Below are 15287 nucleotides of genomic sequence, written 5' to 3'. Positions count from 1 at the left end.
GCGCTGTTGTGGCACATCAAAAAACATCATAAGACCAATTTTGGAGACAACCATGAAGCTGCTCACACGCCGTAGTGCCTTGCGTCGCCTTTGCGCGGTGCCCGCCGTTGCCCTGGCCGGCGGATTCCCGCTGATCGCCCGCGCGGCCGACTACACGCTCAAGTACGGCAACAACCTGCCGGTGACGCATCCGCTGAACATCCGCGCGCAAGAAGCCGCCGAACGCATCCTCAAGGAAAGCAACGGCCGCGTCGACATCAAGATTTTCCCGAACAACCAACTGGGCGGCGACACCGACATGCTGGCGCAAGTGCGCTCGGGCGGTATCGACTTCTTCACGCCGTCGGCGCTGGTTATCGCCACGCTGGTGCCGGTGGCCGCCATCAACGCCGTGGGCTTCGCGTTCAAGGACTACAGCCAGGTCTGGGGCGCCATGGACGGTGCACTGGGCGCACACGTGCGCGCCGCGATCGCGCAGCGCAAGCTCTACGCCTTTGAAAAAATGTGGGACAACGGCTTTCGCCAGACCACCAGCAGCAAGGCACCCGTGACGACCGCTGCCGACATGGACGGCCTGAAGATTCGCGTGCCGGTCAGCTCGCTGCCCATCTCCATGTTCAAGGGCCTGGGCGCCGCGCCCGCCAGCTTGCAGTTCAGCGAGGTGTATTCGTCCTTGCAGACCAAGGTGGTGGACGCGCAGGAAAACCCGCTGCCCATCATTCAGGTGGCCAAGCTGTACGAAGTGCAGAAGTATTGCTCGCTGACCAACCACATCTGGGACGGCTACTGGTTCATCGCCAACGGCCGCATGTGGGAAGGCCTGCCGCAAGACCTGAAGACCATCGTGGCGCGCGGCATCAACGAAGCCGGCCTGGCCCAACGCGAAGACATCAAGAAGCTGAACGCGTCGGTGCAGTCGGACCTGGAATCCAAGGGCCTGCAATTCAACCAGCCGGCGCCGGACACCTTCCGCCAGGCGTTGCGCACGGCGGGCTTCTACAAGGAATGGCAGGGCCGCTTCGGCAACGAAGCCTGGTCGCTGCTGGAACAAAGCGTCGGCAAGCTGGCCTGAGGTCGCGTCATGTCTTCCCTGTCCGCTCCCCACGCCGCCGCCCCGACGCTGCCGGCCAACCCCTTGCGGCGCGCCGCCAACGCGCTGGACAGCGTGCTGGGCGGCGTGGTCGAACACGTTGCGGCCGCGATCGTACTGGTCGAGATCTGCGTGCTGTTCGCGGGGGTGGTCGCGCGTTACGTCTTCCATAGCCCGCTGGTCTGGTCCGACGAACTGGCCTCCATCCTGTTCCTGTGGCTGTCGATGCTGGGCGCCGTAGTCGCCTTGCGGCGTGGCGAGCACATGCGGATGACGGCCCTGGTCAACAACGTCAGCCCCGCGCGGCGCGCGCAGTTGGAAACGGCTGCGCTGGCCGCGTCGCTGGCGTTTCTGGTGCTGATCCTGGCGCCCGCCATCGAATACGCGCACGAAGAACACTTCATCACCACGCCCGCGCTGGAACTCAGCAATGCGTGGCGCGCCGCCGCCATCCCCGTGGGCATGGCGCTGATGGCGGTGGTGGCCTTGCTGCGCCTGTTGCGCACCACGCCGGTACGCCAGGTGTTGGTGGCCTTGGTCGGCGTGGCGGCGGTGGTCGCCCTGTTCTGGTTGGCCCAACCCCTGTTCCAGGGCCTGGGCAAGCTGAACCTGGTGATCTTCTTCGTGGGCATCGTGGCGGCCACCGTGTTTTCGGGCGTGCCGATTGCGTTTTCCTTCGCGCTGGCCACCTTCTCGTATCTGGCGCTGACCACCAACACACCCATGGAAGTGATGGTGGGCCGCTTGGACGAAGGCATGTCGCACCTGATGCTGCTGGCCGTGCCGCTGTTCATCTTCCTGGGTTCCCTGATTGAGATGACCGGCATGGCGCGCGCCATGATCCAGTTCCTGGCCAGCCTCTTGGGCCACGTGCGCGGCGGCTTGTCGTACGTGCTGATCGGCGCCATGTATCTGGTGTCGGGCATCTCGGGTTCGAAGATCGCCGACATGGCCGCCATTGCGCCCGTGCTGTTCCCGGAAATGCGCAAGCGCGGCGCCAAGCCCGGCGACCTGGTGGCCCTGCTGTCGGCCACCGGCGCGCAGACGGAAACCATTCCGCCGTCCATCGTCCTGATCACCATCGGTTCGGTCACGGGCGTGTCGATCGCCGCGCTGTTCACGGGCGGCCTGCTGCCCGCCGTGGTGCTGGGCCTGGCCCTGTGCTCGGTGGTGTGGTGGCGCTATCGCAAGGAAGACCTGAGCCTGGTGCAACGCTTCAGCCTCAAAGAGATCGGCCGCTTCTTCGTGATTGCGCTGCCCGCCGTGGCCCTGCCCTTTGTGATCCGCGCCGCGGTGGTCGAAGGCGTGGCGACCGCTACCGAGGTCTCCACCATCGGCATCGTGTATTCGGCGGTGATCGGCATCCTGATCTACCGCCGCTTTGACTGGGCGCGCCTGCGCCCCATGCTGATCGAGACCGCATCGCTGTCCGGCGCCATCATGCTGATTGTCGGGTGCGCCACGGCCATGGCCTGGGCGCTGACGCAGTCCGGCTTCTCGGGCGACTTGGCACAACTGATGGCCGACATGCCCGGTGGCAGCTACGGTTTCCTGGCGGTGTCCATCGTGGCCTTCATCATCCTGGGCAGCGTGCTGGAAGGCATACCCGCCATCGTGCTGTTCGGCCCGCTGCTGTTCCCGATCGCGGTGCAGGCCGGCGTGCATGAAGTGCATTACGCCATGGTCGTGATCTTCGCCATGGGCATCGGCCTGTTCGCACCGCCCTTCGGCGTGGGCTACTACGGCGCCTGCGCCATCAGCCGCGTCGATCCCAACGAGGGCATCGGCCCCATCTGGGGCTACGTCGCGGCGCTGCTGATCGGGCTGATCGTCGTGGCCGCCTTCCCCTGGTTCTCCATCGGCTTCCTGTGACCTGACGCGGCCCGCGCGTGAATCCGCGCCGGGCCGCCTCCCCTTCCGTCTCCCTCTTTATAAAGATCCATCATGAGTCGTTTTCTGGGCGAAATCCGCCAACTCGGTTATGTGGTGCACGACATCGAAGCCGCCATGGACTACTGGAGCACCACGCTGGGCGTGGGCCCCTGGTACTACAACCCGCGCGTGCCAATCGTCAACTACCAGTACGACGGTGAAAGCCACCAGCCGCACAACTCGGTTGCGCTGGCCAACTCCGGCTTCGTGCAGGTTGAACTGATCCAGACGCGCAACGACGTGCCGTCCATGTACCGCGACTTCCTGCAAGCCGGCCGCACCGGCCTGCAACACGTGGCCTACTGGACCGAAAGCTACGACGCCGACCTGGAACGCCTGCTGGCCCAGGGCTTCAAGCCCAAGATGAGCGGCGAAGTCGGCGAAAAAGGCCGCTTCATTTATTTCGATACCGAATATCACCCGGGCGCCGTCATCGAACTGTCGGAAGTGGCCGGCCCCAAGGGCCGCCTGTTCGACCTGATCCGAGAAAGCGCCAACGGCTGGGACGGCAAGGACCCGGTCCGCCCGTTTCCGGACTTGTCCCGTCTTTGAAGCCTGCCGACGTCGGTTGAGGCTTGCTGAAGCCTGGTGATGCCTGCGGGTGCCAGTTGATGCCTCTGTCGCTTGCTTATCCCTGCTGAAGCCTGCTGTCCCTTGCTGACCCAACCTTGCCGCCCGCCGCCCCCCTTTGAATTCCCAAGCTTATGAATTCCCAGTCCTTTAGCGCGACCTATCTGATCGAAACCCCGATGGACCCCGCGCGGGTCGCCGAAGTGATGGCGGGCGAGCAGTCCTGCGGCACCTTCACCCGCGTGCAAGGCGAAACCGATGAGCTGCGCGCCCGTGCCCGTGCCCGCATCGAAGCCATCGACCTGCTGGACACCACCGACACACCCAGCCTGCCCAACGCCTGGCTGGCGCGCCAACCGGGCGGCATGCCGGGCAAATACCAGCGCGCCCGCGTGCGCATCGCCTTTCCCGTGGCCAACGTGGGCGCCAACCTGCCCACGCTGGCGGCTACCGTCGGCGGCAACCTGTACGACCTGGGCGAAGTCACCGGCCTGCGCCTGGAAAGCATGGAGCTGCCCGCCAACTACCGCGCGCAGTTCGACATGCCGCAAGTGGGCATCGCCGGCACGCGGCAACTGACGGGCGTGGCAACGGGCCCGCTGGTGGGCACCATCATCAAGCCCAACGTGGGCCTGTCGCCCGAGCAGACCGCGCATCTGGTCGCCCAACTGTGCGCGGCGGGCGTGGACTTCATCAAGGACGACGAAGTCTGCGCCAACCCGGCGCACGCGCCCCTGGCGCAACGCGTCGCCGCCGTCATGGCGGTGGTGCGCGCCCACCGCGAACGCACGGGCCGCCAGGTGATGGTGGCCTTCAACATCAGCGACGAAACCGACGCCATGCGCCGCCACGCCGACCTGATCGAACGCGAAGGCGGCAGTTGCGTCATGGCCAGCCTGAACTGGTGCGGTTTTTCAGCCATCCAGACCCTGCGCCGCAGCACGCCATTGGCCTTGCACGGGCACCGCAACGGCTTCGGCGCTTTGTCGCGCGCGCCTTTGCTGGGGATTGGTTTTCAGGCGTATCAAACCCTGTGGCGGCTGGCCGGCGTGGACCATATGCACGTGCACGGACTGCAAGGCAAGTTCGCGCAGGAAGACAGCGAAGTCGTGGAATCCGCGCGCGACTGCCTGGCGTCGCTCACGCCCGGCATCGACGACCCGGTCATGCCCGCGTTCTCGTCCGGCCAATGGGCCGGCACCGTGCCCGCCACGTGGGCGGCGGTGCGTACTGACGATCTGATGTTCATGTCGGGCGGTGGGATTTTGGCGCATCCGGATGGGCCGGCCGCGGGCGTGCAGAGCATTCGGCAAGCGTGGCAGGCCGTGCGGGATGGCGAGGCGCTGGAGGACTTTGCGCGCAACGCGCCGGAGTTGAAGCGGGCATTGGAGTTCTTTGGCGGGCGAGCATGACTGCGGATGTCGGCTGCCTAGGCACGCCCCGCGTCTGCTGGTACGGCGACGATTTCACCGGCGCCACCGACACCCTGGCCGAAGTCGCGCGCGCCGGCTTGCGCGGCTTGCTGTTCCTGGGCGTGCCCACGCCCGAGCAACTGCGCCGCGCCGGCCCGCTGGACGCCATCGGCATCGCGGGCGCCGCGCGCGCCATGTCGCCTGCCGATATGGAAACGGAACTCCGCGCCGTCGGCCGCTTCATGGCCGGCACCGGCGCGCGGGTGCTGCACTACAAATGCTGTTCCACCTTCGATAGCGCACCACACGTCGGCAGCATCGGCGTCGCCATCCGCGAACTGCGCCGCCACATGCCCAACCGGCTGGTGCCGATTGTGGGCGGGCAACCCAGCATCGGACGCTATTGCAGCTTTGCGCAATTGTTCGCCCGCGCCGGGGCCGCGCCGGAGGTCTATCGCATTGACCGGCATCCGGTCATGAGCCAGCATCCGGTCACGCCGATGCATGAAGCTGACCTGCGGCTGCATCTGGCGGCACAGGGGCTGGATGGGATTCGGTCGGTGCCGCACATTGCGTATCCGCGTCTGCGGAGTGCCGACGATGCCGCTGAAGTGGATGGCTGGATCGACGGCTTGATCAGCAACGATGACGGCCCCGTGCTGTTCGACCTGACCGACGATGAACAACTGGCCGTGATCGGCAGATTGATCTGGCGCGCGGCGGCGAGTGCACCGTTGTTGGCGGTTGGCCCCAGCAGCGTGCAACAGGCACTGGCGCGCGCGGCGGCGTTCGAGCGTGAAGGTGAAGTGACGGGGCGTGACGGCAAGGTTGCTGGGGGTGATGCCAAGCTTGCTGAGCGTGATGGCAAGGATGCTGGGCGTGACGGCAAAATTGCTGGGCCTGATGTCGCTGCTTCGGTAAGCAGTCGCCTGGCCCCCCTGCCCGCCGCCACCGGCCCCGTGCTGGTCATGGCCGGCAGCCTGTCACCCGTTACGGCGCGGCAGATTGCCGCAAGCACGCGCTACACACATCAGCCCCTGCAAGTGCAAGCGCTGCTGGAATCCCCCGCCTACGTGGCAGAGCAAGTCCAGTTGGCGGCCGCAGCCTTGGCGCAAGGCCACAACGTGCTGGTCCACACCGACCGCCCCGAACAAGCGGTGACCAGCGATCAGGCCGCCTCCACCGCCCGCGCCACCGCGCAACTTGCCGCCGCCATCATCACCGCCAGCGCGCATGCCGGCACCCGGCTTGCGCGGGTCGGCATCGCGGGCGGCGACACCTCAAGCCAGGCCACTTTGGCGCTAGGCTTGTGGGGCTTGGCGTTTCGATGCGTACTGGCGCCCGGCGTCACCGTCAGCGTTGCTCGCAGCGACAACCCGGTGGTTGATGGTGTGGAGTTGATGCTTAAGGGCGGGCAAATGGGCGGCGATGATTTGTTTGATCGGTTGGTTGCTGGCGCGGGATAAAGACTGGCGGGGGCTGCTGGTTGGAGACGGCTAGCATGGAAACCTTGCCGAGCTGCTTGCCCTGCGGTCCTCGTTGAACCTTGTCTCAGCGCTTGCGGATAGCACCCTATCCATCCGTCATCGGCCATGCCAATACCGTGCGCCCTCACCTCGCTGCGACCATACCCGCAGCCCGCGCCCGCTGGATTCCGCCATCACCGCGCCATCCCGGTCGCTACGCCAGAACACCGCGCCCGCGCGTAGCCAGCGTCGTTCCACCGCCGGGGCGGGATGACGAAAGCGATTCAAATGGCCAGCCTGGGCGATCGCATGCGTAGCCTGCACCGCACGTACCCAATCGCGCCCGGATGACGATGCCGAACCATGGTGCGGGGCCAGCACCACGTCGGCCCGTTCCACCCCACGCGCCACCAGTTCACGTTCCTGCGCCACGCCGATATCGCCCGTCAGCAGCAACGAATGGCTGGCGCCCTGCACGCGCAACACACAACTGTCGGCGTTCTTATCAGCCGGCGCGCCGCTGCCGCCGATGGCAGGATGCAGAAATGTGAACCGCACGCCATCCACCTCCCACGACTCATCGCGTCGGCAACGCAACATGCGATCGGGCAGCGTGGACGGCGCATCAGGTGCAGCTTGGCCCGGCAATGGCCCCGTCGCATTCCCGGTAACCGACCCCGTCACCTTCCCACTCCCCGCCCCCGCCCCCGCCACCGCCACCGGCCACACGCTGGCATCGCGCCGCACAAACGCCGCCACATCAAACGACGCATAACTCAGCCGCACCGGCACCGCCGCCAGCACCGCGCGCGCACCGCCCACGTGGTCCTGGTCGGCGTGCGACAGCACCAGCACGTCCAGCGCGGTAATGCCACGCGCTTGCATGAACGGCGCCAGTACCCGCTCGCCTGCATCGCTACCGCCGTAATGACGCGGTCCCGCATCAAACAACAGGGTCTGGCTAGCGGTCTCGACCAGAATTGCACTGCCCTGCCCCACGTCCAGCGCGCTCATTCGCCAATGGCCTGGCTCGGGCTTGTCCGGCCGCCAGCACAGCAAAGGCAGCATGCACACCCACCCCAATTGCCGCGCCGGCCAACCGCGAGCCTGCAAGGCCCAGACCATACCCGCCACGGCCAACAACAGCCACGGCCACGGCGCGGCCGCCACCGCAAAGCTCGCCCAGTCCGCATTGCCCACCCACACCACCGGCACCATCGTGGCATCAAAAGCGGCCAACCCCACCTGCGCCGCCCAAGCCGCCGCCGCTTGCGCGCCCGGCACCACAGACAGCGCCGCGCACAACAAGGCCAAGGGCGTCACGATGAAGGTCACCGACGGAATCGCCACCGCGTTGGCCAGTGGCGAGCCCACCGACACCTGGTACACCAGAAACGCCAGCAAGGGCGTCAACCCCAAGGTCACCAGCAACTGCAAGCGCGTCGCCTGCGCCAGCCGGCTTGCCCAACGCTGGCGCCACCCGGCCTCGGCGTCAAACGGCAGGTCGGCAATGCGCAGCAATATCGCCACCGCCCCAAACGACAGCCAAAACCCAGCTGACAGCGGCGCCCACGGGTCCAACGCCACCACGCCCGCCCCCGCGCACGCCAACACCCTGCCCGCCGTCAGCGGCAGCCGCGACATCGCCGCCGCCAACACCACCGACAACATGAAGAACGTGCGCCGCGCCGGCACGCCCCAACCCGCCAACAGGCAGTACAGCAAGGCCACCACGGCCGCCGCCGCCCCACCCGCCACGCGCGACGGCATGAACTCCGCCAAGCCCACGCCCCGCCATCGCGCGCGCCGCCAAGCCGCCGCCACCAGCACGCCCGCGATGCCCGCGATGGACGTCACGTGCATGCCGCTTATCGATACCAGATGCGTAATGCCGCTGCGGTTGAAGATGCGCCAATCATCGCGTGCCACCCCCGCCTGATCCCCAATCGCCAACGCAATCAGCACCGGCGCATAGCGATGATCCCCCAAGGCTTTGCGCATGCCCACACGCACATGGTGCCGCGCTCGTTCGATGGCTACGCCCGCCGACGCCCAAGGCCGATCATCCAACAACCGCGGCCGCCCACGCACCGTGCCCACCGCCCGCAAACCACGCGCGAACATGCGCGCTTCCGCATCCGGCCCCGCCGGGTTCAGCACGCCATGCGGACGACGCAAAACAAGCGCCATCCGCCAGATCTGGCCGGGCAGCAAGGCGGGCATGGGCGCGGTGGCGCCGGGCGGCGCTTGCCAGGTGACCTGGATGCGAGACGGAATGCCCGGGCGCGCGGGCTCGGCCAGTTCGGCGATGAAGCGATGGTGCCTGTCGTCGCCATCCGGTAATTCGGCTACGCGCAGGATCAGGCGGGAGACTTGGTCTTGGTGCAGGTCCGCCAATGAATCGTCAAGGCGATGGTGTGCTTGCAGGCAGGCGTTAAGCGTGCCCGCGCAAAGGCCCAGCACCAGGGCGGACGCGATGCGAGCAAAGTCGCCTTGGCATCGCATGCAAACTGCCGCCGCGATGCCGCCAGCCACTGCCACCAGCGCCAGGACAAACGCACCCGGCAGTACCGCAAAGCACTGCACCCACGCCGCGCCACCCACGAACGCCAGGCAAAAAGAACGACCGGTGATGTCCCTCTCCCAAAACCAGGAGCGTAGGACGCGCGGGCAGCGCGCCCATCACCGAATGAACGGTTCCATCCACCTCGGCATGCCGCAACACCAGTCTTGCCGATCCGGCGCACAGACTTTAATATTAATGCGTTTTATTATCATTCCGATATTCCAAGAGCCGCTTCAATACGGCCCTCGCCGTGCATGGCGTCGCGCCTCACAGCCACCGCCAAACACCCTATCCAGCAGCCCTCCCCTCTCTCTTGATGTCGCCCCTTCACGCCCCCGCCCTATTCGCCGGCCTGGCTCTGCTTGCCCCTTGCGTCCTTCATGCACAGTCCCCAGACGTCGTCCAACTCCCCTCCGTCCGCGTAACCGCCGATCCAGCAGCCGACGGCAGTTTCAATCCCGTCCAGCCGCCCTCCGTCAACAAATCCTCCGTGCCGCTGTCACAGACCCCGCAGTCGATCACCGTGGTCCCACGCGCCGTACTCGACAGCCAACAAGCGCAAACCCTCGCCGACGCCCTGCACAATGTGCCGGGCGTGGTGGCCAACCAGTTTGGGCGGCGGGGGTGGGATGACCTGATCATTCGTGGGCAAGTGGCTTCCGATTCCTTGTTCCTGGACGGCCTGCGCACGGCAGCCTCCAACCGCGTTGCCGAGCAACTGTTTGGGCTTGAACAAGTGGAAGTGCTTAAGGGCCCGGCTTCTCTGCTCTACGGCTTGGTGCTGCCCGGCGGCCTGGTCAACATGGTCAGCAAGCGGCCCCAGCCCGAGGCTTTCGCGAATGTTGAAACTACCATCGGTAGCCACGATTTCTATCAGGGAACCCTGGATATGGGCACGCCGCTGTCAGAGAACGGCAAGGCGGCTTTCCGCTTGAACGCGCTGGCGATGAACTCGCATGATGCCACCGACTACGTTTGGTTCAAGAATCGATGGATCGCGCCGTCGCTGTCGCTGGATCTTGGAACGCGAACGGACTTCACCATCCTTACCAGCTATCAGGAACGTCGTTATGTGCGGCAGCAAGGCTTGCCGGTGGTCGGGTCCGTGCTTGAAAACCCGAATGGCAGCATCCCTCGTGATCGCTTTATCGGCGAGCCGGATCAGGACCCGTATCGCGGATTCCAGAGCCGGGTGGGCTATGCCCTGACGCATCGCTTTGACAATGGCTGGACGGTCAACCAGAACCTGCGCTGGCAGGAATTCACACTTGACGGCCAACTGGTGGCGGCCGGCACGCTGGCCGCAGGGGGCCGCAGCCTGCGGCGTACCGCCACCGACCAACATTGGGACGGCGATACGTTCTCGATGGACACGAATGCGCAGCGCCGCTTTGATACCGCTTGGGGCAAGCACGAGATCACGGTCGGGGTCGACTATCTGCGCACGCGCGAGAACGCGCTGCAAACCAATTGTTCCGTCGGCGCATTGAACATGTACGACCCGGTTTACGGAAGCCCGATCACCTGCCCCGCGAATCCTCGCACCGACAGTCAAAGCACCGTGCGTTCCCTGGGCTTTTACTTTCGTGACCAGATCCAGATTGGCGATCGTTGGCGCCTGATTGCGGGCCTGCGGCGTGACGATGCCGCCAGCTATTCCACGGACAGGCTGACCGGAAACCGCCAGGACAACCCGGCACAGAAGACAACGGGGTCGGGCGCAGTGATGTATGAAATTGCGCCCGGGATACGCCCCTACATCAGCTACGCCACCTCGTTCTATCCCAACGTAGGCACCGATGCCAACGGCCAGGGCTTTGCACCCGAGACCGGCCGCCAATGGGAAGCCGGCGTCAAGTTTGACCTAAATGACGGCAATACCAGCCTGACAGTAGCGGCCTTTGATCTGCGCCGTCGCCAGGTGCTTCAGTCCGACCCGATCAACGATGGCTACAGCATCGCCGTCGGCGAGCAACGTACGCGAGGCGCCGAGCTTGGCTTTGTGTCGGACCTGGGCAATGGGTTGAGCTTGATGGGCGGCTACGCCTACATTGCGGCCGTCATCACCGACGACGGCGGACAGGCGGCCTCCACCGAAGGTAGCTGGCTGGACAACGTGCCGCGCCACAGCTTCAACCTGACGGCGCGCTACCGCTTGCGCGGCCCGGCGCAAGGTTGGGAACTGAATGGTGGCATGCGTGGTGAAAGCCCGCGCCATGCTTATGGATACGTCATCCCGGGTTATGCGGTGGCCGACGCGGGTATCGCCTACAACGCAGAACGTTGGCGTGCAGCGTTGACCGTGCGCAACCTGTTCGACAAGGATTATTTCGCTGGCGGCCTGCGCAACGCCGTCGCCTTGGGTGACGGGCGCACAACGATGCTTACGCTGGGATATCGGTATTGATGGACAGGCCGGGGGCAGCATCCTCCGGCCTGCCTCCCTACCGCCTCGCTACAAACTCGAGCCCCCATCCACCACCATCAAACACCCCGTGACGTAAGCGGCTTCGTCAGACGCCAGGAACAGCGCCGCATTGGCAATGTCCCAAGGGCTGCCCTGGCGACCCATCGGGCACCTTGCGTCCCGCGTCTTATGCCCTGCTTCCGCCGCCTCGGCGCTGGCATACAACGCATCCGCATGCGGCGTTCGAATCATGCCGGGGATGATGCAATTGCACCGCACCTGGTCCGGGGCATACTGCCGTGCGACGACCCGCGTCATGTGATTGACGGCAGCTTTGGCGGTGCTGTACGACAGGAACTGCATCGGGCTCCATTTCAGGCTGGCCGTTGACGATACGTTGATGATGGCCCCGCCACCGCGTGCCTTCATCTGCGGCAGGAAGGCGCGCGCCATTGCCATGGAGCCGCGCACGTTGACCGTCATGACGCGGTCCCACTCTTCGTCTTGCACGGCAAGCAGGTCGCCCTGGATTTCGATGCCGACATTGTTGTGCAGGATATCGATGCCGCCAAGACGCCCCGCCACGTCGTGCGAGACCCGCTCGATCTGTGCCGAATCCGTGACGTCCAATTCAAGCGCTTCCGCAACACCGCCCTCCGCGCGAATCATCTGCACGGTCTCTTCCGCGGCCGCCAGGGACCGGTCGGTGCAGATAACGGTTGCGCCTTCGCGCGCGAACCGGATCGCACAGGCTGCGCCGTTGCCCACCTGATCGGCGGCGGAAAACGAATTTCTTAGCGTGCCCGCGCCTGCTACCAGGGCCACTTTTGATGCCAAACGCATAGCCAGAAGCCTCCCGGATCAGTCGCGCGTGAATTCGGCGCCACCCTTGGGGCGGATATAGCGGGGCACGGGCAGCCCGGCCTTCTTCGCCGCGTCAAGAATCGAATCTTCGATGGCGCCCGCGTCGCGGATGTTGGCGAACTGGCCATCGATGAAGTTGATGTTGGCGCCGAACACCACCATGAAGCCTTCTGCCGGTTCCGTGGCGTCCTCGGGCACCGAAAACGTATGGACCGAGCCGCCGGGTTCGTACAGATAGCTGCCGGCCTTCTGTACGTAATCCGGATACTCCAGGTAGTTCCACTGGCCCTTGGTGGTGTAGAAGTGGACGACGCCGGTATGGAAGTGCGTGGGCAGGCGCGTGCCCGGGGCGAACTTGCCGTACAGCACCCACACACCGTTCTCCCGGTCCAGAAACAGGGGGATGATCGATGAGCCCGGGGCGGCGCCTGGCACTTCTACGCCGTCTTCAATGTTGACGGTCAGCAGGCGATCTTGATGAGTGATGGTGTACGGAAGTGTCATGAGCGTTCCTGATGTTGATGAAGGGTCAAGACGGCGCCGCGGGCGCGCACGATTCGCGCAATATCAGCTGCGTCTTGATAACGATGCGATCGCCTTGGGCAGACGCCGTCTGGCGATCCAGTTGCTTTAAAACCAGTTGTGCCGCGCACGTGCCCACCGCCTCAAGATCCCAACTGAGCGAGGTGATGGCAGGGCTGAATAGCTGCGACAGATCGGTGTCGCCGATGCTGATCACGCTGATGTCGTTGGGCACCGAGTCTCCGGTATGGCGCAGGGCTTGCAGCACGCCGGACAGGATTCTGGTTCCCAGGCAGACAAATGCCGTGGGGCGGTTCGCGTGCGACAACAGTGACATTGCCTCGGTGAACGCGAACTGCATCGCGGACCGTTCCGCCCGGATCAGCGCCGGGTCGGGAACAATGCCGCGCGCGTCGAATGCCTGGCGAAAACCCGCGATACGTTCTTTACCGGTGCGCAGGTCCGTGCCCGGCGTCAGCAGCGCAATGCGCGTGTGGCCCAGGTTCAGCAGATATTGCGTCGCCTGGAATGCGCCCGCCGCATGATCCACGTGGATACCAACGGAGGACTCGCCGAACTCTCGGTCCAGCGCCACCACGGGCAGCTCTTGCGACAGCTTGTCGATGAGCTCGGCGGATTCCTTTTCGCAGGGGCCCAGAATCAAGGCGTCGACGCGCCGGCCGCGAAAGATGTCGACCAAGGACGCTTCGCGCCGCCTTTCGTTGTGGGTGCTAGCCACCAGCAGTGAATAGCCTTCGGCCTGTAGCGCGGTTTCTGTCGCGGTGATGATGCGTGCGTACAGCGGGTTGGCCAGATCGGACACCAGCAGCCCGATCACGCCGGATGACTTCGTGCGCAGGCTTCTTGCCACGGCGTCCGGCCGATAGTCCAGGCTGCGCACCGCCTGTTCGACCGCCGCGATGGCGGCTTCGCTGACGCGGCCGGTGCGGTTCAGCGCGCGCGATGCCGTGCCCAGGGAAACCCCGGCTTTCTTGGCCACGTCGCGGATGGTGATTCGGGCGATTGGGTCTTTCATGATTGTGGTTTTGTCTGTGCCGAAAGTGGCTAACATACACCGTCTTCGGCACTCGGCCGCCTAGGTTCGCGGGCGTATCGGCGCGGATCCATCCCACGATGCGCAAGCTGCTGTGATCTCGTCGAAATACTCGCCTTTGCCGCCCTTCATTTCCGACACTTCGATCATGCCGCTGGGCAAGTCAGGATGGACGAAGTAGGCAAAGCGGCCGCGCAAGCCCATTCGTCCGCCGTGCCCTTCCTCGTAGCCGTTACGCAGCAGCCGGCCGCAAAACTCGTCGAAATGGTCCAGCGTCCAGAACGCCACATGCTGCGCGCACTCGCCACTGTTACGCAGGGAATCCAGATAGAGCGACGGCGCATCATCACGCTGTTGGATCAATTCGATTTGCAGGTCGCCTGAATTCGCCAAGGCAATGGACAGGCGCGGCGGCTGCGACACTTGGCCGCGATATCGGAATTCGGTCGTGCCAACCTCTTCCTTGTAGAACCACGGGCCAACGCCAAGCACCTCGGACCAGTGCTTCATGGCTTTTTCTATGTCGCGGACCACGTAGCCCACTTGCCGAACGCCACCAAAAATTCTGCTCATCAAGGTTCCTTAGTTCATGTGGGCGCCGCCGTTGATATCCAACGTCGTGCCGGTGATGTAGCTGGAAAGGTCGCTGGCCAGGAACAGGCAGCCGCCGGCCACTTCGTGCGGGCGTCCGGCCCGGCGCAGCGGCCAGACTTGGGCGGCGTCGTCCTTGCTTTCATCCGAGCGCCCGGTGCGCGAGAAATCGGTGGTGATCAGGCCCGGGGCAATCGCATTGACCCGGATCTTGTGCTCGCCAAATTCCTTGGCCATGGCGCGGGTAATGCCTTGCACGCCCGCCTTGGCCGCGCAGTAGTGCGCGCCGCCGAAGATGCCGCCGCCGTTCTGCGCCGACAGCGATGAAATCGAGATGATGCTTCCCGCCGCGCGCTGAATCATCAATGGGATGACGGCTTGGCTCAGGTTGAAGACGCCGGTCAGGTTCACCCGCAGGATGCGTTCGAAATCCGCAGGGGTGATGTCGCGAAACGTGGCCTTCTGGGTGATCGCCGCATTGTTCACCAGCACGTCGACCCCGCCGCCCGACCACGCCGCGATCTGGTCGACGGCGGCGCGGCAGTGCTGGTCGCTACCAACGTCACAGGCCAGCGCAAGCAGTTGGGCGGGCGCTGCACCCAGGTCAGCCGCGCTTTCCTGTATGCGCGCCTCGTCCACGTCAAGAATGGCCACGCGGGCGCCATGTTCCAAGAAGAGTCTTGCGGTGGCTTTGCCAATGCCCTTTGGGTGCGCCGCCCCAGAAATGACGGCAACGCGGTCTTGTAGCAGTTTCATCAACGTCTCGTGTCGGGAAGCAGGCGACGAGATCACTCGCCGCCAAGATGGGGAAGC

General features: G+C 65.1%; 12 protein-coding genes. 6 read left to right on the top strand and 6 right to left on the bottom strand.

From position 1 onward, the window contains the following. Nucleotides 1–52 precede the first annotated feature (52 nt). The 5 genes from M2361_RS04540 (at nt 53) to M2361_RS04520 (ending at nt 6470) form a co-directional block, all read left to right on the top strand. Nucleotides 53–1072 carry a TRAP transporter substrate-binding protein gene (locus M2361_RS04540; RefSeq protein ID WP_259246422.1) on the top strand — a complete coding sequence of 340 codons (1020 nt, stop codon included), beginning with the start codon at nt 53–55 and terminating at the stop codon, nt 1070–1072. A 9-nt stretch (nt 1073–1081) separates the two neighbouring features. Beyond that, nucleotides 1082–2962: a TRAP transporter large permease subunit gene (locus M2361_RS04535; RefSeq protein WP_259246421.1), complete on the top strand. Its 1881-nt coding sequence runs from the start codon at nt 1082–1084 to the stop codon at nt 2960–2962. Nucleotides 2963–3034: 72 nt separating this feature from the next. Then, nucleotides 3035–3574, top strand: coding sequence for a VOC family protein (locus M2361_RS04530; protein WP_259246420.1), 540 nt, complete (start codon nt 3035–3037; stop codon nt 3572–3574). Between the two features lie 152 nt (nt 3575–3726). Then, nucleotides 3727–5004: a ribulose-bisphosphate carboxylase large subunit family protein gene (locus M2361_RS04525; RefSeq protein WP_259246419.1), complete on the top strand. Its 1278-nt coding sequence runs from the start codon at nt 3727–3729 to the stop codon at nt 5002–5004. Next, nucleotides 5001–6470: a four-carbon acid sugar kinase family protein gene (locus M2361_RS04520; RefSeq protein ID WP_259246418.1), complete on the top strand. Its 1470-nt coding sequence runs from the start codon at nt 5001–5003 to the stop codon at nt 6468–6470. The genes M2361_RS04525 and M2361_RS04520 overlap by 4 nt, the downstream gene beginning before the upstream one ends. Nucleotides 6471–6587: 117 nt before the next feature. Here the strand turns inward: M2361_RS04520 and M2361_RS04515 are convergent, their stop codons facing one another. Beyond that, nucleotides 6588–9056, bottom strand: coding sequence for a DNA internalization-related competence protein ComEC/Rec2 (locus M2361_RS04515; protein WP_259246417.1), 2469 nt, complete (start codon nt 9054–9056; stop codon nt 6588–6590). A 296-nt stretch (nt 9057–9352) separates the two neighbouring features. Between M2361_RS04515 and M2361_RS04510 the strand changes: the two genes are divergently transcribed. After that, nucleotides 9353–11443, top strand: coding sequence for a TonB-dependent siderophore receptor (locus M2361_RS04510; protein WP_259249237.1), 2091 nt, complete (start codon nt 9353–9355; stop codon nt 11441–11443). Between the two features lie 48 nt (nt 11444–11491). On the opposite strand, the gene M2361_RS04505 is transcribed toward M2361_RS04510, so the two are convergent. From M2361_RS04505 to M2361_RS04485, 5 genes are read right to left on the bottom strand one after another with little or no spacing between them, the layout of a single operon-like run. Next, nucleotides 11492–12286 (bottom strand): SDR family NAD(P)-dependent oxidoreductase, encoded by a 795-nt coding sequence (locus M2361_RS04505; RefSeq protein ID WP_259246416.1) that lies wholly within the window; start codon nt 12284–12286, stop codon nt 11492–11494. An 18-nt stretch (nt 12287–12304) separates the two neighbouring features. Then, a complete protein-coding gene (locus tag M2361_RS04500) occupies nt 12305–12811 on the bottom strand; it encodes a 2,4'-dihydroxyacetophenone dioxygenase family protein (protein ID WP_259246415.1) in 507 nt (168 codons plus the stop codon). A 25-nt stretch (nt 12812–12836) separates the two neighbouring features. Further along, on the bottom strand, nt 12837–13865 hold the full coding sequence (locus M2361_RS04495; RefSeq protein WP_259246414.1) for a LacI family DNA-binding transcriptional regulator: 1029 nt from the start codon (nt 13863–13865) through the stop codon (nt 12837–12839). A 60-nt stretch (nt 13866–13925) separates the two neighbouring features. Continuing rightward, nucleotides 13926–14456, bottom strand: a complete 531-nt coding sequence (locus M2361_RS04490; RefSeq protein WP_259246413.1) for a VOC family protein — start codon at nt 14454–14456, stop codon at nt 13926–13928. Nucleotides 14457–14465: 9 nt separating this feature from the next. Further along, nucleotides 14466–15230 (bottom strand): SDR family NAD(P)-dependent oxidoreductase, encoded by a 765-nt coding sequence (locus M2361_RS04485; protein ID WP_259246412.1) that lies wholly within the window; start codon nt 15228–15230, stop codon nt 14466–14468. Nucleotides 15231–15287 lie beyond the last annotated feature (57 nt).

It is taken from the genome of Achromobacter sp. JUb104, assembly GCF_024806975.1.
GTDB classification, from domain to species: Bacteria; Pseudomonadota; Gammaproteobacteria; order Burkholderiales; family Burkholderiaceae_B; genus Achromobacter; species Achromobacter spanius.
Note: the sequence above shows the minus strand (reverse complement) of the source record. Positions and strands in the feature narration are given on the sequence as shown.

Excerpts from the sequence above, each read along its gene's own strand:
- M2361_RS04540 (WP_259246422.1), top strand. The coding sequence starts at position 53 with ATGAAGCTGCTCACACGCCGTAGTGCCTTGCGTCGCCTTTGCGCGGTG.
- M2361_RS04535 (WP_259246421.1), top strand. The coding sequence starts at position 1,082 with ATGTCTTCCCTGTCCGCTCCCCACGCCGCCGCCCCGACGCTGCCGGCC.
- M2361_RS04530 (WP_259246420.1), top strand. The coding sequence starts at position 3,035 with ATGAGTCGTTTTCTGGGCGAAATCCGCCAACTCGGTTATGTGGTGCAC.
- M2361_RS04525 (WP_259246419.1), top strand. The coding sequence starts at position 3,727 with ATGAATTCCCAGTCCTTTAGCGCGACCTATCTGATCGAAACCCCGATG.
- M2361_RS04520 (WP_259246418.1), top strand. The coding sequence starts at position 5,001 with ATGACTGCGGATGTCGGCTGCCTAGGCACGCCCCGCGTCTGCTGGTAC.
- M2361_RS04510 (WP_259249237.1), top strand. The coding sequence starts at position 9,353 with ATGTCGCCCCTTCACGCCCCCGCCCTATTCGCCGGCCTGGCTCTGCTT.
- M2361_RS04505 (WP_259246416.1), bottom strand. The coding sequence starts at position 12,286 with ATGCGTTTGGCATCAAAAGTGGCCCTGGTAGCAGGCGCGGGCACGCTA.
- M2361_RS04500 (WP_259246415.1), bottom strand. The coding sequence starts at position 12,811 with ATGACACTTCCGTACACCATCACTCATCAAGATCGCCTGCTGACCGTC.
- M2361_RS04495 (WP_259246414.1), bottom strand. The coding sequence starts at position 13,865 with ATGAAAGACCCAATCGCCCGAATCACCATCCGCGACGTGGCCAAGAAA.
- M2361_RS04490 (WP_259246413.1), bottom strand. The coding sequence starts at position 14,456 with ATGAGCAGAATTTTTGGTGGCGTTCGGCAAGTGGGCTACGTGGTCCGC.
- M2361_RS04485 (WP_259246412.1), bottom strand. The coding sequence starts at position 15,230 with ATGAAACTGCTACAAGACCGCGTTGCCGTCATTTCTGGGGCGGCGCAC.